At 73.6% G+C, this 19,786-nt stretch carries 1 protein-coding gene; it reads right to left on the bottom strand.

Features of this window, described 5'->3' with window-relative positions; all coding sequences use genetic code 11:
* Nucleotides 1-42: 42 nt before the first annotated feature.
* Nucleotides 43-19,782: a lonely Cys domain-containing protein gene (locus ACWCQK_RS28020; protein ID WP_451159527.1), complete on the bottom strand. Its 19,740-nt coding sequence runs from the start codon at nucleotides 19,780-19,782 to the stop codon at nucleotides 43-45.
* Nucleotides 19,783-19,786: the final 4 nt, after the last annotated feature.

The following is a 19,786-nucleotide window of genomic DNA, read 5'->3' as shown; positions in this document are numbered from 1 at the left end:
CTAGAGATACGGACGCGAGGCCCGATCGGGTCTCGCGTCCGGTCACCTGGAGGGGCAGATGTCGAAGGGGTGCCGCAGTCCCGCGACGGTGAGCATGGCCCGGCGGCCGAGACTGTTGGCGACGACGTGGGCCAGCGCCATGCCCGCCAGGGAGCTGCTCCCGTCCCGCAGGGCCAGGCCCAGGTCGGTGTGACCGGGCGCCAGGCCCTCCTTCGCCAGTTCCGCCTTGATGTGCGCGGTCAGCTCGGCCCCCAGTTCGTCCGCGTGCCGTTCGCCCGCCGCCGGGTCCGGGCCGGCGAGTGTGTCGGCGAGCGTCTGGAGTTCGCCTGCGGACACCACGTCCTCCACCTGGAACACGCGCCGGTCGAGCACCGGCTCGATCGGCAGCCGGCGCGGCGGGGTCACGGGCGCGAGGTCGGCCGGGGTGGTGAGCGCGTCCGCCGGGGTGGTGGGCGCCGCGCCCGGCCCGGTCTCGTACGGCTGGTGGTGCGGGTTGGGAGTCCATTCGCCGAGGGAGTTCGGGCCGTCGCCGCCGGGTGCGGGGACGACCGCCCAGCCGCCCTTGATGTACCGGGTGGCGACCCCTCCCGCGAAGAGCACCTCGTCCCCGGCGACGCTCCCGGTCCCGGTCCCGGTAGAAGTACTGGTCCCGGCGGAGGCCCCGGTCCCAGCGGAGATCCCGGTCCCAGCGGAGATCCCGTACGCCCCGAGCGTCGCCGCGACGTCGATGCCGCCCGGCGCGTCGATCTCCCAGACGTGCCCCGCGGTCAGCCGTTGTGCCACCGTCTCGCGCGAGGTGCCGGCGCCCACGAATCCGAAGTCGGCGCCCCCGCCCTCCTGGACATGGGCGATGAGGTCGAGGAGAGGACCGCCGGGCACCAGGCCCTCGGCCAGCACCGTCCCGGGGCGGCGGCCGTCGGCCACGAACGCCCGGCGCCCCGCGTACGGCAGAGGCGGCGGAACGATGTCTGCCGCGTCCGTGGGGACCGCCGCGTTCGGCATCGGGCCCTCGACGAACTCCACGGAACGGGCGGCGGGCGGCACGGTTCCACCGGGCCCGGACGGGCCCGCCGGGGCGGAGGCGAGGACCGCCGCACCACTCGCGCCACTCGGACCTGCCGCTACGGAGGGCGTCAGGGACACCGGGACCGGGGCGGCCAGTTTCGGGGGGACGGTGCGGATCCAGTCGTCCGCGGAGCCCGCCCCCGGGGGCGGTGTGGTCACGGCGACGATGTGCTCGCCGGCCACGGTGTCATGGAACAGCGTGAAGCCCGCCGCGGGCGAGAAGACGGTCCTGGCGGTCCTCGTCCGGTCGGCGAGGGCTCCGGCCAGGGCGCTGCCGCCACTACCACTACCACTGCCACTGCCGTTGCCGTTGCCGTTGCCGTTGCCGTTGCCGTTGCCGTTGTGCGACACGACCGGGATGACCGGCTTCTCCACGCTCAGAGCCGTCAGATAGGGGTCGTGCACGAGCAGTTCGGCGATCTCCTCGTTCGGCACCCGGCGCCGGGAGCCGTCGGGCCAAGGCAGTTCGATGCCGTCGGGGCTCCCGCCGGCCAGCAGGAAGTAGGCCGCGGGGTTCTTCTCCTCCCCCGCTCCGGAACCGGGCCACGGCACCGGACGGGCGGGTGCCTGGGACGGGTCCGTGCCGGGGGCCACGGAGCGGTAGGTGTCCGTGACCAGCCGACCGGTCAGCGGCCTTCCCGTCCAGTTGCGGCCCAGCGTTCGCCCGTCGGCCGAGCGGACCAGCGTCCGCCGCGACAGGGCGCCGTGCCGCTGGAGGTCGTAGGCGGCGAGCGCGGTCGGGTCGGAGGTGTCGCGTCCCGCCGCGGCGGCCGCGGTGACCGTCCAGAACAGCCGGGACAGCAGCGCGTCGTCCACCTGGCCGGCGGCGCCGCCCAGGTGCAGGACCTTGGCGGCCAGGGCGTCCACGTCGGGGGCTGCCTCCAGGGTCTCGACGGCCTTGACCATCGCCCACAGCAGTCGCTGCCGGTGAGCCGCGGTCACCGGCAGCGTCCCGAGGCCCAGGACCTGGCTCACGCGCTGGTCGGGGTCGCCGTCCGTCGGCGTGGCGAGGGCCTTGTCGACCGCGGGCAGCGGAACGAAGTCCCGCAGCGCCACGCCGGGCCGCTGTGCCCCCGCCGCGTCCAGCAACAGCTCGATGTCGGCCGGTGTGGCGACAGCGCCCCGGGGCGCTGCGGTACCCGCGGCCTGCCCCGGCCGGGACCGGGCGGCCTGGTCCAGCAGTTCGAGGGTGAACGGCCCGGTGTCCCGCAGCCCCGGATCGTCCCGGCGCATCCGTTCCAGCGCGCCCATACCGCCCAGCAACCGCTGGTAGCGCCCCGAGGCGTCGTTCTTGTCGTCCTCGACCGCGACGCCGAAGGTCAGTCTGAGGGCGCGGACCAGCCGCAGGGCCGCGACCCGGTCCTGCGCGGAGGCCGGTCCCCCGGTCGTGTGCAGGCCCGCCGTACGGGCCAGGGCGTCCAGCTCGGTGTCGGTCGGTTCGGGGCGCAGCTCGGTCCACCGGGTCCGCCTGCCGTCCGCGGTCATGGCGACCGCCTGCCGCATCGGCAGGGTCACCCGGCTCACGTAGTGGGTCCGGTCGACCGCGAACACGGTGCGGCCGGTCTGGTCGGCCACCCGCTGGCCCTCGGACAGGGTCTCCAGCGGGTCGGGGACGAAGGGGGCACGGCTGGCGTTGTTGACGACGCCGAGACCTTCCGAGGGTGCCGCGGTCCAGCACACCATGAGCACGATGACGCCGTCGGGGGCCAGCCCGCGCAGGCTCGGCCTGCGCCGCAGATACCCGCCGATCTGGTCACCGCGCACCCACTTGGCGGTGCCGCCCCGCACCTCGATCCCGAAACCGCCCGGCCGCCCGTGCGAGAAGTAGTAGTACGCCTTCCGACCGGCCCAGGGCACGTCGTCCGCGTCGCCGTACGGTTCGACGCCGACAGGGTCGATGTGCAGGTTCTCGGTCATCGCCGGCAGAGCGCTGAAGTACACCTCCCGGCGCAGCAGGTCCGCCTTGTCGAACACGGCACGGCCGTGCGGGACCCCGTCGGCGGCCATGGTCTCGCTCATGATCTCGTCGTCCGGGACGAGCGTGCCGTCGGTCGTGCGGACGACGCGTTCCTCGGCCCCGGCCGCCGGGTCCCCTTGCCCCAGCTCGTCCGGCCGGGCGGCGAACCAGCTGCCCAGCGGTTCCATCGCGGCCTCGCGGTGGTTCACCGCGATCCGGGTCCGCTGCTCCCTCGGATCCTGGTACGGCGTCACGTCTCCGCTGTGCGACCACACGGCCCGGCCGGTCCGGGCGGCGGCGGTGCGCGGCAGCCGCAGGTTCCCGGCGCCCGCTCCGGGCACCGCGAGCACGACGGGCAGCCCGGCGTCGAGCGCCGCCAGGTCGGGGTCCATGGCGAGCAGTTCGGCGAAGTCCGCGGTCGGCACGCGCCGCCGGGAACCGTTCGCCAGCCGCACGACGACGTGGTCGAGGTCGCCCTCGGCCAGGATGACGTACGGGCGGTGATCACCGGGTGTCTGCCGCTGCCACAGGGCCGGCTTGAGGTCGACGAGACGCGTGGCGCGCAGTTCGGCGTACGACATCAGCATCAGGTCTCTGACCGGCTGACGTGTCCAGTTGCGGCCCAGGGCCCTGCCGTCCCCGGCGGTGATCCGGGTCCCGGCGGACAACGCCCCCTGCCGTACGAGTTGGTGGGCGCTGAGGGCCGCCACGCTCGTGGCGCGGCCGGCCGCGGTGGCCTCGTCCACCACGGTGTTCAGTTCGCGCAGTTGGGCGCCGGTCACCGGCTGCTCCGGATCCAGACCCAGAATCCGGCGGGCGAGCGGTTCCGGGTCGAAGGGTCCCTGGTGCAGGGCGGGGTCGGGGTCCGCCAGCCGCAGGGCGTCGAGCCGCTCGAAGGCCGAGGAGCGGGGCGACACGTCGATCTCGATCGTCGCCTGGCGCCGCAGGGCCCGCAGCCGCGCGCCGCCGGCCGCCCCGCCGGACAGGCCGTCGGTGACGACGTCCCGTCCCCGGCTCCGCGTGGTGATCTTGAAGGCGTCGGAGTCGACGTGCCTGGCGGCCGGCTCGTGCCGCTGGATCAGGTACAGGGCGTTCCACAGCTCGGTCCGCAGCACGTCGGCGACGGCGTCGGCGCGCTGCCGGCCCACGCCCTGGGCGCCCCAGTCACTGCTCCCCGCCATGAGCCAACTGCCGTTGCCGTGCCCGGTGACGGTGATCCAGGGCGCCGGAAGTCCCGCGAGGATGTCGCGTCGGCCCACCTCCGCCACCTTCCGGGCCAGCGCGGTGAGCCGCCCGCGCTCATGCGGGTCGATCTCCTTGGAGCCCTCGGCGAAGGTGGCCTGTGACACGGTCCACGGACGCGCCGACGCGGCGGTGTCCCTGTGGCCGTCGGCACCGGCGAAGTCGGCGGTGGCCCTGCCGGTGGCGCCGCCCGTGACCGCCGAGGACGCACCGGCCCCGCCCGCCGGTGTCGCGGGCATGCTCGGCAGCAGTACCGCACCGGTGGGGCCGGTGTCACCGCCCGCCGGAACGGTCTCCCGCGACGCCACGGCCCGGTTCAGCGCCGAGGGATCGGCGTCGCTGCCGTCGTAGTGGTCGCCGCCGTTGTAGTGGACCTCCATCCGGTGACCGGCGTCGGCCGGGCCATAGGTCTCGAGCTTCGGCGCACCGGTGCGCACGACATCGGCCCGGACGCCGAAGACCTGGGCCAGGAGCGGGAGGAAGATCTCCCCGGTCACGCTCTGCCAGCGCACCTCCCAGTTCATGACGGCGTCGGTCACCAGGGCCAGTTCGTCGGCGTCCAGGGCGGCGGTGCTGTGCTGGTAGACGGCGAGGAACTGCGCGCGCAGCCCGTCGTCCGTGAGGTCCTCCAGACGGGGCAGTGCCTCGTCCGTGGGCACGCCGTCCCGCGCGTGGGCCGGTTCCAGCGCGTCCCGCGACACGGCACGGTCCGTCGCCCCGTGGTGGGCGAGGCGCCGGAGCAGCTCGTCGCGGCTGAGGCCGGGCAGCGCGGTGAGGTAGGGCGAGTCGTGATCCTGCCGCAGAGCCCCGAGGACCTGTGGGCCCAGTCGGCCGTGGCTGGTGGCGAGGTGGTCCTCGACGAAGGAGCGCATCGCCTCGGCGGCGGCCCGGTAGAGACCCGCCGGGAGTTCGTTCCGATCGGAGAACTTCCGCTGCGCCGCCCGCAGTTCGTCGCGGACCGTCTGCTCGTCGCCGAGCCAGTCGTAGACCTCCGGACGCGTGGTGGCCAGACCGGGCAGACGGTCGCGCAGGTACCGGGGGTCGCTCGCCAGGAACGAATAGAGCAGGCACTCTCCCGTGGCGGGCACCTTGACCGGCGCTCCCCGGCCGGCGGGGGGCGTCTGCCGCGCCCGGCCCTGCGGCTTCCGCCCGCCCGTGGGCTTGTTCCGGGTCGCCTCCGCTCCGTGCGTCGGCTGGGGCCCCTGCTTCTCCTGCGGCCCCTGCTTCGGATGCATGGTCGGTTCCCCGGCGCCCTTGGGAGCGAAGCCCAGGTACGCGCCGATGGACGTCAGGTCGGAGGGGTCGAAGCCACGCTGTTCGGGTGTCAGGTTGAGCGCCGCGAGCTGTGCGGACTTCAGTGCCGCGTCGTAAGTTCCCTCACGCCAGGGGACCTTGGGTTCGCGGCCGCCCTTGGCCGACCTGACCAGCCACTGGCCGGTCAGCGTGGGGACCTTGTTGACCTGGATCCGCCCGTACCCGACCCGCTTCCACGCCTCCATGCGCTTGGCCGCCGCGTTGCCCACCTCTTCGAGGTAGCGCACCTGGTGGCCGAGGAGTACGTACGCCTCCAGGTTGCCGCTGCGGAACCCGAGGTGCTTCAGGGTGCTGCCCGGTGCCTGGTGCAGGTGGTCGAAGAGCCGGAACTGGTCGGTGCGGGCGCCATCCGGGAAGTGCCGCTTCCACCGCGCACTGTCCCAGAAGCCCGTCAGATCGTGGACGTTCCCCCCGGCGACCTCCTCGTAGCCGCGGTCGCCGGGCCGCCTGTCCCCCACGATGAGGACGGTCGTGGTCCTGGGCAGGTGTCCCACGAGCTGCCTGATGCCGGTCATGCTGGTGTCGTGCTGGGGGTGGGCGTTGCCCGTCTTGCCGCTGAACCGCGACCACAGCACCACGTGGTCTCCGCTCTCCCGGATGCCGTGCTCCGCGAGGAAGGCCCTGACCCGGTCCACGTGGTCCTCGCGCATGCCCCACGCCGCGCGTACGGTGTCGCGGTCCTGGTTCGGGCGCCAGGATCCGGCGACGTCCTTGCTGACCTGGGTCACGGGCTTCTGCAGCGCGGTGCTGCGCAGTCCGGCGGGGATCGGCGGCACCGCCTCGTCGTACGGGAGCGGCTGACGGGAGCGGGGGCCGGTCGTGGCCGAGTAGAGCTGGTAGGGCTCGTCGGACCGCAGGACGTGGACGCGGTCGCGGTGGACACCGATCTCCGTGTCCCGCCACCGCGCGAGTTCGGCCTCCCGCTCGCCCGGTCGCCCGCCGGGCGGTCGCGCCGTCTCGGCGCGCAGCGCGGCGAGTCTGCTCGTGTACTCGGCCCGTACGACACCGGCCACGGTGTCCTTGAGGAAGTCGGCCACCTGGTCGGAGTGTTCGGGCCGCGCCAGGACCACGACGTGCAGCTTCGGGTTGAGGGCGAGGGCGGCCGCGACACCGAACATGTCACCGGTGAACTTGCTCGTGGTGACGATCAGATCGCGGTGCGGGCGCGGCCCCACGTGGAAGGCGTCCGCGAGGTTCATCAGTTCGCCGTGGAGCTCGCGCCCCTCGTCCGGGCCGAGTTCGGCACCGAGGTCGCGCCACTGCCCTTCGAGCGAGCGCGGACCCTTCGCGTGGGCGGTCGCCAGTCCCGTCAGAACCAGGTTGAAGCGGCCGCTCAGCGTGGTCGGCGCGGAGCCCTTCTTGCGCTTGCCGGAATCGGCCTCCGGCTGCTGCGCCGGGTGGAAGGCGTCCCGCCTGCGGGCGTCCAGGTTCTCCAACAGGAACAGGTCGCCGCGCGGCCGGCCGTTGAGGAGGCGCAGCAGATCCAGCAGCGCCTCCGCCTGCTCGTCGTCAGGCCGGGAGGCCAGCGCGAGGGCCTTGTCGAGGAGATCCTCCTCGGCGGCGGGGGTCATAGAGGGGTGCGCGGCCGAGGGTGCGGGGGTGGCCGACGCCTCGGCCTGGGGTGCGGGAGTGGCCGACGCGTCGACCGGATCTGTGGCTGTGGCTCGCGCCTCGGCCGGGATCTTGGCCGACACCTCGGCCGGGCTCACGTCCGGCACCTCGTCCGGTGTCACAACCGGTGCCGGCGTCGCGGTGGGCGGAGCGGGGACCGACGGCTTGGGCGCCTCCGGTGTCGGTGTGACCGTGCGCGAACCGGGCACCGGGCCCGACGGCACGGTGAGCGTGGCCGGCGCCGGGCGAGGGGCCAGCAGGCCGCTGAGTTCGTCCTCGAGGCCACCGGCCAGCCTGCCGGTGGCCGCGTCGACCGGGAGGGCGCCGTACAGACCGTCCGGGACCTTGACCCGGACGGTTCCGTGCGGGCCCTGGATGACGGCCGTGACGCCGAAGCGGTACTGGCGGTAGGGGCGCTGGCCTTCCTTGTTGCGCTCGTCGGTGTCGCCCATCGCGGCGGACCGGGCGCGGCTGTTCAGCCAGTTCTTGATGGTGATGGGCAGCCGGTCGAACATCTTGTGCTCGCCCAGCGAACCGCCCATCTCCGGACCGAGCGCGAACTGCCAGCCACTGGCCTTCTCCTGCTCGGACTTGGGCTCCTCGCTGCGCTGGGTGTACGTGCGCTGCTTGAGCAGGGTGCCTTCCGGCGGCCCGATGACATCGGCGCTGTCCAGTTCCAGGCCGACCGTCACCTGGTGGCTGCCCACCGGGACCTCGTAGGTGTGCCGCAGCAGGTCCGCTATGTGCGGGCGGAGCATGTTGGCGCTGGTGAAGTGGCTGTACCGCAGCCCGGCCCGGGTACTGAAGTTCAGGCCGCCGACCCTCGGCGGGTTGTGCACGTCCGGTTCCGGCGGGGTGCGGTGACGTACTGCGGTCAGACCGGCCCAGCGCTCGACCGCGGCGGCGGCCGGTACCGACCACGGGTGCAACCCCTCCACCAGGGCCTGCGGCAACTCCCGCGGCGCGGTCCGGGCCGTGGTGGCCGGGGCAGGGGTGACCGGGGCGGCCTTCGGGGCCGTCCGCTGCGGCTGGTTGCGCTTCTGGAGCTTGTTCGGTTGCCGCCGAGGCGCCGGCTCCCAGGTGACCGCGGTCTCGCGTGCCCGGGTGAGGTCGATGGCCCGCGGCGGCTGGTCGGTCTCGACGGTCATGTGCCGGGGGACGAGCAGGCGGACGCTGCCGCCTTCCACCAGCGGGCTGTTGCCCTCGGTGCCGTCTCCCGCGTCGTACCAGTGGAAGACGCCCCGGTCGCGGGACGGGGCCCCGGAGTACAGCCGGGAGACACCGCCGACGGCCCTGCCGGGCACGCTGAGGATCTCGGGCAGCTCGGTCGTGGTGCCCATCTCCACCTGGAAGGTGAGGTCGTGGTTGAACTCCTCGGAGGCGTCCCGGGGGTTGGCCCGGTAGATCTTGACCGTCTTGTCGGTGCTCTCCTCCGTAGCGCCGCTGGAACTGCTGTACCCGACCCCGCCCTCCACACCGCCGTGCAGATTGCCGCCGTTGGCACGGGCCCGTGCGTCGAGACCGCCTCCATACTCCTGTCCGGAGCTCTCGCTCCGCGCCTCCTCCTGCGCGGCCTCGCCGCGCAGGGTGAGCTTGACGTCGTCGCGGGGCCGCTGGTCCGTCGCGGGGCCCAGACGGGTGGCGGTGACCTTGACCCACAGGTAGCGGGTGGAGCCGAGAGGGCCGGGGATCGGCAGCCAGCGGCTGACGCCCTGACGCGCTGTCAGCGCGTGCATCTCGGTCTCCAGCGCGTCGGAGGAGAACGAGGAGGTCAGTGAGCGCTTCAGGAGGTTGGGACGCGGCGCGGCGCCCGCGACCGTCTCGGTGGTGACCACGCCATGAGAGCGCAGCCGCTCGAAGATCGCGTCCAGCACGCCGTCGGCCCGCATCACCTCCGCGTGCCCGATGCCCGCGAGCAGATCCGGGGAGAGGTACGTCCGGGTGCGCTTCGGGACCTCCTCGTCGGGCGGTGTGACGACGATCTCCGGGACGGCGATCGGGGTCTGTGTCACGGCCGAGGTCTGCGCCACGGCCGGCTGGGGTTGCGCAGGCGCCTCGGCGGCCGCCTGCCCGGACTTCGCCTCAGGCCCGCGCCCCTCGGACGTCGGCTCGGACGTCGTCGTGGGCGCCGGCCGCGAAGGCATGACGTCGGCGAGCCGGCGTTCGGGGACGAGCAGGTCGAGGGCGTTCTCGGCGCTCAGGTAACGCGTCGTCTCCGTCAGTTCCTTGCCCCGCCACCGCACATGCGTGACCTCGAAGACCGGCTTGGTGCGGAGCGTGTGCACGTCCCCGCCATAGGTCGCGCGGGTGATGTCGATCCGGCCGGCCGCGTCGGCCTTGCCGCCTCCCCACTTCGTCGCGGCCTCACCGTAACCGAGGAAGGTGACACGGCCGCCCGGACCGCTGTGGTGGCCTTCTTCCGCGTCGGAACCGAAGCGGAACTGGGGTCCGACCGAGCCGCCGAAGCCCAGCTCCCACTCCTTGGCCTTCTCCTTCTCGTAGGTCGCGGCGGCCTGCGAGTAGTGCTCGACCTCTACCTCGCTGCTCGCGCCCAGGTTCTCCGGGGCGTCGGTGCGCAGCCTGACCCGGAACGCCTCCTTGTGACGGCCGTTCTTCGGCAGCTCGGACTCGTGTCCGTGCGCTCCGCTCATGTCGCCGAACCGCGAACCCAGGATCACCGGGTGGGCCAGATCCAGGATCTCCTCCGGCCACGCGGCCGGGTCCCGCAGCCAGCTCTCCGGCAGCTTGTGCTGCTCGGCGTACATCCGGGCGGCGAGCTGGGCCAGTTCGGGCATGATCTGGAAGGCCGGGTAGATGCCGTGGGTGCCGGTGCCGAAGTCCAGCGGGCGGTCGGCCTCCGGACGGGCCGTGGTGATCCGTACCTTGCCGGCGGTCTCCGCCTCCTTCGAGCTGACGGGCTGCTGGGGCACATGCTCCAGCGGGGTCACGATCCGTGCGACGGCGGGGACTTGGCCGCTGAGATAGGACGGCTTCTCCTCGTCCGGGGTCACCGTCCACTGGAGCGACGTCCAGTAGCGATGCTCGTGGACCTTTCCGGCCGTCTCCGTACGCCGATAGGCCTTCGCCAGACCGCTCAGCTTCTGGGCCTTCTTCCAGGAGCGGCCGGCCATCGCCTTGAACGCTCCGACCGCGAGCCGGAAGGGCGGTGTCGTGAAGTGCAGCCCGCCGATGGTGAACTCGTGCTCCGGGAAGGCCAGTCGGGCGCCACCGCCGAAGGCGAACCGGCCCTTGGTCTCCCTGCCCCGCTCCCCCGCCACCGTGGCACCGCTGACGGCGCGGGCGTTGACCTTCATCTTGTACGTCTGATCCTGCGCCGCCGCTGCCGGGGCGGCCGGACCCTGCGCCGACGGGTCCTTCGCCGCCAGATCCTTCGCCGGCGGCTCGACCGGGCCCGCGAGCGGGTTGGGTCCGCTGATCCGGTCGCCCCATTGCATTTTCGCGGAGACCTTGTAGCGGCGTCCGCCGACCTCGACCGTCCGGTGGATGCCCAGCAGCGCCTGGTAGGGGTCGGCCTCCAGCGCCGCACGCCCGTAGAACATGGCGAGGTCACGGTCCGCGCTCGCCCAGTCGCTCCGCCCGGCCTTGCGTCCGCCCAGCGCCTTCTCGTGATGCTGCGCGATGGCCGCGCGGAGGTCCCCTTGAAGGGTCTCGGTCCCCGGGAGGGCGATCGGCATGCTGAAGCCGAAGCCCCGCCGGGAGGCCAGCGCGAGGGGTTCACTCGGGTGCGGGCTCAGCCGCAACCCGCTCCGGGAGGTGAGCCCGAACCGGAACGGCGACCTGGCGGTGGGCAGCCTGCGCACACTGCGCGGCGCGGGCGGTGTCAGCACCTGGTGGCGGGGAGCGTGCGGACCGTCCTCGGTCGGGCGCAGGTCCGGGGTCCACCCGGCGCCGACCGTCCGGCGGACGAAGTCGGCCGCCTCCCGCTGCGGGACGCTCAGTTCGGACTCGGTGGTGACCTCGACCGGCTGGACGGTGTGGGTCGTGGACTCCACCGACGCCACCAGGCGCAGCCCGCTGCGGTACCGGCTCTGGTCGCCGAAGATGTTCAGCACGGTGTGGCTCAGATGTCCGGAGTTCAGCGAGTGGCCCACGCTCCGCCCACTGCTCACGAAGGCACCGGTGGCCGGCGCGACGCCCTTCACCTGGACCTTCTCCGAGCCCGCCGCCGACGCCTCGTGGCCGCTCTCGGGTCCGGGCTCCGGGTCGGTGCCCGCGGCCGACGCGTCGGCGCCGCCACCGCTGATGCCGGCCGTGTTGTACCCGGCGCCCAGGCCGCCCACCGACGTGCCCTTGCTGGACGCCGTCCGGTTGGTGCCCGCGCCGATGTCGTCGCGGCTGCCGACGTTGGTGTCACCGAGGTAGTGGAGGCTGTCGACCGAGGCCCGGAGCCGCACATGGCCCTTGAACTTCCGGCCCAGCAGCGGACCGTCCACCTCGACGCTGTTGGAGGTGTCTCCGGCGGACCACCAGGGGAAGCGGTTGCGGGCCGTCGGTTCGGTGAGGAAGCCCTTCGTGGAGTCCATCTCCAGCCCGTGCATGAACTTCCTCACGGCGGGCGCGGGCAGTCCGGCCGCCAGCAGATTGCGGTGCAGACCCGCGATCAGCGGCGTCATGTTCACCGCGTTCAGCAACTCCCGTGCCTGCGACGGCCCGCCCTCGCGCGGCCGTTGCGGCCGCGCGCCCCGCGGCACGACGGGATCGGGCCGGTGTCCTCCCTCTCCCGCGTACGGCGCCGGCAGATCGACGTGGATCCGGTCGGGGACGGTCACCCGGCGGCCCGGCGCGGTCGCCTCCTCCCCGCCGACGAAGACCCGCATCTCCAGCCCGGCGCTGAACCGGTTGAAGTCGTTGATGAAGGGCTTGCGACCGGACAGGATCGTCCGGGCCCAGCCACGCTGTGTGCTCTTCGCCGAGCCCACGACCACCTGCGGCGCGGCGACCGCCGCGATCGAGGCGGCCACCCCTGTCCCCAGGTTCAGGGCCGTGAACAGGGCCGTGTCCAGACCCTGGATGGTCTCGTGACCGGTCTCGCCCCCGGTCTGCGTCGACCCGAATCCCACCGGGTACTCCTTGACCTCCTTCTTGTCCGGCGGCAGGAACGTCAGATCCCGCGGCATCGGCCGCAGCCACACCAGCCGGCCGGCCACCACCAGCGTGCGCCCGGCCGCCAGTACGTCGTCCCAGTGCCTGGGCTCCCGGGTCAGCAGCAGTTCGCGTACGGCGTCCCGGATCCCGGCGCGCAGGGCGCCCGTCGGATCGGGGACCGGCAGTTCCAGTCGCTGACTGATCCGCCCCGCCCACAACTGCGCCTGCCGCCGGGTGAATTCGACCGCCCTGACCGTGTCGGGGACGACGGCCTGGCCCATCGCGTCCTCGGACAGATACCAGGGCGTACGGTCGCCCGGCTCGTCCGGCGCGGTGACCACGATCTTGGGGACGGGGAGCGCGGGCGATGCCGCGGGGGCGGCGGGCAGGGCGGCCGTGACGACGCTGTCCGTCAGCGGGATCCGGACCGCGGGCCGCGACCCGCCCGCCTGGCGGTCCGAGCCGGCGGGCACCAGGTAGAGGTGCGTCGGGTCCGCCGTCAGGGTGTGCCGTGCGGTGCCGGGAGCGGGGAACTCCGGGTGTCCGAGAAGCGTGTCCAGGTTGTCCACCCGGCCGATCCAGCCGGTGTCCCCGTGCAGCAGGGCACCCGACTCCGGCTGTACGAAGTCGCCGCCGAACCGCACCCAGCCGTCCGCCGCCAGCGTCTCACCGGAGGGCAGCCGGACGCCGGCCGTGTCGCTGACGCCGTACTCGACCGGCGCCGAACTGTGGGCGGTCGTGCGCCGGTACGTGAACCACTGCTCCTCGGCCTTGGTCTTGCCTTTGCCGTTGCCGACGGCTTCGGAGGCAGGAACGGCCGGCACGGGTACCTCGGTGAGGTTCTCGACGCGCCGTGGCCCCTCGACGGTCACCGGCCGGCCGAGCTGCCGGCCGGCCGCGTACGGATCGACTCCCGTGTCCGGCGAACCGCCCCGCAGACCGCCTCCGCGCAGCACGATACGGTCCACGGACATGGGCGCGGGAGCCGGCACGGGCAGGGACGCGGGCGCGGGCGCGGGCTCCGTGCCGGATGCGATGAGGTCCGGCGCGCCGCCCGCCGGAACGGGCCGCGGAACGGGCGGCGGGGTGTGGCGGGCGATGCCCGCCAGGGTCTCCGGGCCGAAGGTCCAGATCACCGGTTCGGACGGGGGCGCGGTGCCGGGCTCCAGGGTGACGCCCAGGGCGCTCAGCACCGTACCCAGATCGTGGCCGAGCGGGACGCCTCGCCGTTGTCCCGGCACGTTCAGCGCGAAGCCCGCTGCGGTGTCGGCGCGGAGGTCCGCGCTGCCATCGTCCTGACGGACCGGCGTTCCGGCGACGATCTTCGTGGCCCCGGTCTGGACCGCCACGCCCACCGGCGCGATCACCACGGAGTTCAGCGCGTCGGCCACCTGCCCGCCGAACGAGGGCAGACCGGCCCGCACATGCTCACGCCCGGCCTGCCCCGCCAGGATGACGACCGGGAGGCGGGTCTGCGGGTCCCACTGCGTGCGCCGCTCGACGTACCGTGCCACCTCCGACGCGGTCCGCCAGCGACCGGCCACGTACATGCGGTCGTCGCTGACCCTGTACATGCCGCCGACGATGACCGCGTTCTCGCTCTTCGGGAGCAGCGGGGACGCGTGGTGCCGCGTCGGCAGCTCGTGCCGCCCGACGAACCGGGCGTCGGCGAACCCGTCAGGAAGGATGACGTCCGCGACCGTCGCCGCGTCGCCGGACGCCTGCTCCAGCGCCGTGCTCCGCCGCAGGCCGTCCCAGCGGTCGGCTTCGGCCCGCGCGGTCCGCGCGGCGGCTTCGTCGGCGGCTGCCTGCCGCGCCGCGGCTTCCGGCGCCGTCACGCCGTCGGCCGCGGCCTGCCGCACCACCTCGGCCGAGGCGTGCGCGGCTGCGGCGGTCTCCCGCACGCGTTGCTGATTCCGGTCCGCCACCAGCTGATGCAGGTCGTCCAGCGCCCGTCGCGCCTCGCCGAGCGGGTCGGCGTGATCCGCCGGAGCGGACTCGGGGAGCGTGGTGCGGGAGGTCGGAGCGGCGGAGGGCGCGGGAGTGGCGGACTTGGTCGGCGGGGAGGACTTGGCCGGGGCGGAGGACTTGGCCGACGGGGAAGTCTCGGAGGCTGTTGGGGACTTGGCCGGGGCGGTGGTGTCCCTGCCCCCCTTGCCCGTGCCGGATTCGGTGCCGGATTCGGATGCGGTGCGTGTACCGGTCGGCTGCTTCTCGGCAGTCGCCGTCTCTACGGCTCTCTCCGCGCCCTTCTCAGCGGTCACCCCGGCGCTCGCCGCCTGGGTCCGGTTTCCCGTGCTGGTCCGGGCAGGCTCGGCGCCCGTATCGGCCGGTGCGGGGATGCCCGTCCGGGACGTCTCCTGCGCCCCGCTGCCGAGCCGCCGGCCTTCGCCCCGGAAGCTTCCTTCGCTTCCCGCTTCGAGCGGCGCTTCAGGCGTTGGGGACGGCTGCGCCTTCTCACCGCTCCCGAGTCGCCGGCCGTCGCTCGCGAAGTTCCCCTCGCTCCCGGCCTGGGATTCCCGGCCGGACATCCGCGCCGGTTCGACCACCTTGCCGTCGCCGAGCCGTCGGCCCGTGCCCGTGCCCTGCGAAGTCCCGACCGTGGAGCCGTCCTTGAGCCGCCGGCCCTCGTCCGCGCCCCGCGTGGTCTCGACCGTGGAACCGTCCCGGAGTATCCGCCCCTCACCCTGGAAATTCGCCGGTGCGTCCGCCTTCCCCGCCGCGTCCCGGGGTTCCGTACCGGTCTTCGTCCCGGAGCCCTGCGCGATGCGTGTCTGCGGGCTCCCCGCCCCATCCTCGGACCGGGCACCGGGGCCGGCGCCGTCCGCCGAGCCGGGGCCCGGGGCGTCCTGCTCCTGCTTCAGGTCGTCGAGCGTCATCGACTTGGGCTGATCGCCCTTGCGCGGCCGTCCCTGCGACTCGGCCTGGTCGCGCCGAAGGCCCTCGGCGCTCGCGGCAGCCTGCGCCCACGCGTCGTGCGCGGCCGACACGGCGGCGGGATCCAGGCTCCCGCCCTGCTGGCGCCCGTCCGTTCTCGCCTCGGCGGCCCGCAGGTCCTCCTTGGCCCTGGCTTCCGCCTCGGCTCTCAGCGCCTCCTCCAGCGCCTTGTCCGCCGTGGCCAGATCAGCCTTCGCACCGTGCAGATCCGGCCGCTCGGGAGCGCCCTTGACGGGAACGTGGTGCAGCGCGTCCGCGGCAGCCTGCTCCGCGGCCTTGGCCTGACCCTCCAGGCTTTTGGCCGCCGCCTGTTTCGCCGACGCCTGCGCCCGCGCGGTGCGCGCCTCCGCCCGGGAGGCCTCCGCCTTCGCCCATGCCTCGTGCGCCGCCGACAACGCGCCCGCGTCCTTGTTGCGGCCACCGTCGAGGACATCCGTCAACTCCTGCGCGGCCCGCGCGTCCGCACCGGCGACGTTCTCCTGTCGGAGGGCTTCCTTCTCGGCCGTCCGATGGTCGAGTTTCGCCAGGTCGGCCTTCGCCCGCAGCGCACGCGATGTCGCGAACGCCTCCCGCTCCAGTTCCCTGCGCACGATCAGGTTGTCCTGCGCCTGGGACTTCGCCGCGAACGCCTCCGACGTCCGGCCTGCGGCAGCCGCTACCTCGGGCGCCGCGTTCTGCGTCTCGCGAACCGTCGCCGCCTTCGCGTTCAGCGTCGCGTGCTCCGTCTGCAACGTCTGCCGCTGGGCCTTCATGGCCACGTTCTCGGGCGACTTGGCCGCCTCGGTCCTCGCCGCCTCGGCCAGGTGAGCGGATCTGGCCTCGGCCTCGGTGCGCATCGCCTGGTCCAGCGCCTTGTCGGCACTCGCCAGGTCGGCCTTGGCCCCCCGCACACCCGACCCCGGAACGTTCTCGTCACCGAGCAGCGCCTTGCGCGCGGTCTCGTCCGCGGCCTTCGCCTGCTGCGCCAGGTCCTCGGCCACCGCCTGTTTCGCCGACGCCTCCGCCCGCGCGATCCGCGCCTCCACCCGGGAGGCCTCCGCCTTCACCCACGCCTCGTGCGCCGCCGACAACGCGCCCGCGTCCTTGTTGCGCCCACCGTCGAGGACGTCCGTCAACTCCTGCGCGGCCCGCGCGTCCGTACCAGCGGCGTTCTCCTTGCGCAGGGCTTCCTTCTCGGCAGCCTCGAACGCGGCCTTCGCCTGATCGGACCTCGCCGCCAACGACCGCGACTCCGCGAAGGCCTCACGCTCCCGCAAGCCCCGCGTCGTCAACTCGACCTGCGCCGACGACCGCGCCTCAGCCGCTCGCCTCGTCGCGGCCACCGCCGCGGGCGACACCCCGTCCGCCCTGCTCAGCCTCGCCGCCTCGTCGATCGCCTTCCCGATCTGCGCCAGGCGCTGCTCCCGCTGCTGCTTCGTCAACGACCCCGCCGGCTGTGCCCGGCCGTTCCGCAGATCCGCCTCGGCCCTCGCCGCCGCCTCGGTCCGCGTGGCCTGGTCCAGCGCCTTGTCGGCGCTCGCCAGGTCGGCCTTGGCGCCACGCACACCCGAACCGGAGACGTTCTCGTCACCGAGCAGCGCCTTGCGCGCGGTCTCGTCCGCGGCCTTCGCCTGCTGAGCCAGATCCTTGGCCACCGCCTGACGTGCCGTGGCCTCCGCCCGAGCGGTCTCAGCCGCGCCCCGGGAGGCCTCCGCCTTCACCCACGCGTCATGCGCCACCGACAAAGCAACGGCGTCCACACCCTCGCCCGCGTCCAGCGCGTCGGACTTCGCCTGCGCGGCCCGCGCGTCGTCGCCGGCGACGTTCTCCTTACGCAGAGCCTCCTTCTCCGCGGCCTCGAACGCGGCCTTCGCCTGATCGGACCTCGCCGCCGACGACCGCGACTGCGCGAAAGCCTCACGCTCCATCGAGCCCCGCACCGTCACCTCGGCCTGCGCCAACGCCCGCGCCTCAGCCACCTCGGCGGTCCGCCGCGCCGCAGCCGACACGGCAGGCGACGCGTCCTGAGCCTTGCGTACCGCCGCAGCCTCGTCGATCGCCTTCCCGATCTGCGCCAGGCGCTGCTCCCGCTGCTGGTTCGTCAACGACTCGGCCGACTGTGCCGCATCGGCCTTCTCCGACCCGGCCGCTTCCTCGGCCGCCGAGTCCGTCGGCTTCGACCCCGCGTGTGCGGCATCCCCCGACTCCGCCTGCTGCTTGCCCGACGATCGAGCTTCCGCCGCCGCGGCGAACAATTCCCGTCGCCGAGCGGGATCCTCCGGCAGCGCCGCCCGGTCGTTCGCGCCTGCCGCCTGGCCACCCGACTGGCCGTCGTGCCCGCCTTCGGGGTTCTCGGTCGCGGACCTCTCGGGCCTGACGGTCGGCTGCGCGTCCGCCGCCCCTCGCTGGGCGCGTGTCGTCTCGCCCGGCGCGCCGGTCCGAGTCTGCTCGGCGCCACGCGCGTCGGACGCCGCCTTGGCCGACGACCCGTGCGGCGCTCCGCCCGGTGTGGTCACCTCGGTGGGCTCCACCGGCGTGGTCCTGCCCTTCGCGGGTCCGGAGCTCGCCGCTCCGTCGGCGCCACCGCCCGGCCGGGCAGCGGTGTCCGGCCTGCTGGTGAACGGCTCCGCGGCCGCCTGAAGCGTGCGGGCCGGGGATGCCTCCGGCGCTCCCGCCGGCCGTAGCTGCCGGCCCGCCAGGCCGGTCTCCGACGTCAGCGGCGCGCGTCCCGCGTTGGGGACAGTACTCGTCCTGTCGGCGGCGCTCGTGGCATTGCCCGTGTGGTCCGTCGTGGCGGGACGGCTGCCCTCGATCTGTGCCGACGACGGTTCCCGCACGGGTGTCGTCGGGTGGATGACCTGGGGCTGACTGCGCGCCACGGACCGCACGGGGGAGACGAGTTCCTGGTCCGGCGCCGTACGGGCCGACGCGTCCGCGGCGTCGGTGCGGCCGGCGTCACCCGTGCGCGACGCGCTCTGGGCCTGCCTCACCCCGCCGTCGACGGCGTTCGCCGCGCCCGACGCCGAACCGTTCGTCTCCGGCGCCGTACGGCTGCCGCCACCCGTGGCCGGCTGCGTGGACCGGGAGACGGGATCGTGGGACACCCCGGTGGCAGGCTGCGGCTCCAGGTTCGTCCGTACGACTCCCTCGGCGCCGGAGGCTCCCGCCGACTCCGCGCCGGTCTGCTGTCCCACCGCGGAGCTGTCGACCGAGCGCTGCGCGGCCTGTGCCGTCTTGGCGACGCCGTTGAGGCCGGCGCCCACGTCCTGCGCGACCGTGCGCGCGGTGGAGGCGCCGCCCCCCGTGTCGGCGGTCACGGCCGTGGTGCCGCCGGCCGTCGTGGACTTCGGCGCGGTCCGCACGGGCTGGACGCTTCCACTGTCGGTGGCGGCCTTCACCGCCGAGGAACCGCCGGGCGCGGTGCCCGCGTCCACCGGGGTCACCTTGTCGGGTACGACGCTCCCGCCGCCGGTGTCGGGACCGCCGGCCCGTGCGGCCGTGACGGGCTCCGTCGTGGCCGGCCGCGGCGCCGTATCCACGGTCGCGACCCGCGCGGTGCTGGTCGCGGCGGTGGTGGTCACCGGGGAATTGACGTCGACCTGCGAGGACAGGGTCAAGTCCGACTTGGTGAGGCCCTTCGACGTGTCGGCTATCGACGCGCCGACGGACGTGACGGACGACGGCAGGGTCAGTCCCGAACCGGCCCCGGTGACCGTCGTCGCATCGCCCGCCGAGGTCCGGGCACCGGTGGTGTTGACGTTGATGTCTCCGACGTTGACGTCGGCCGTGCCGATGCCCAGCTTGTCCTTGGCGACGTTGACCAAGCCCTTCGCGGCCGAGGCGACGACGACACCGACCCCGCCCCACAGCACCAGGCTCGAGATGAAGCCGGGGATCTGCTCCGCGGACGTGGGGACGGGGATGAGCTGCTGAAGGGTCGTCGGCAGGCCGACGGCGGCGTTGCCCGACGCCACCGCCGCCGCGTTGATGGCCGTGCCCTCGATGCCGAACCGGGCGACGTTCGCGGTGACACTGGCCATCGTCACGACCCACTCCGGCAGGCTCTCCGCGGTCACGCCGATGGCGCTGCCGACGAACCGCGCGGCGTTCGCGGCCATGGTGCCCAGTTCCGCGACCGCACTCGCCACCAGCTCGGCGACCCGGCCCAGAACCGGGATCAACACCCCGAGGATGCCCAGGAGTTCCGGTGCCACGAAGAGGAACGCCCCGAGGAAGGCGCCCACGAGACCCGCGATCAGCTCGGCCAGTTGCTGCTTCGCGAGCGTTTCCTCCTGCTCGGTGCGCAGCATGGCGTAATAGTTGATCATTTCGCCGGTCTGCCAGAATTCCTCGACGACACTCATCACCGCTTCGCGCTGATCGCCGAAGGCCTGCGCCATGTACATCTTGGCGTCGCCGAGCCAGGCCCCGTTGTTCAGGTCGAACTCGGCGCCCGTCATCTTGGCGAGCTGCTCGTCCAGCAGGTCGCCGAAGTCGATGAGGGCGTTGCCGAGTTCGTAGACGGGATTCGGGTCCCAGTTCTTGTCAGTGAAGAGCGATTCGTCGGACATGATC

Source organism: Streptomyces sp. NPDC002306, assembly GCF_053593435.1.
This window is presented reverse-complemented; position numbering and strand designations above follow the sequence as displayed.

Bases quoted from the DNA above. Each gene is read 5' to 3' on its own strand.
- ACWCQK_RS28020 (WP_451159527.1), bottom strand. From the start codon at position 19,782: ATGTCCGACGAATCGCTCTTCACTGACAAGAACTGGGACCCGAATCCC.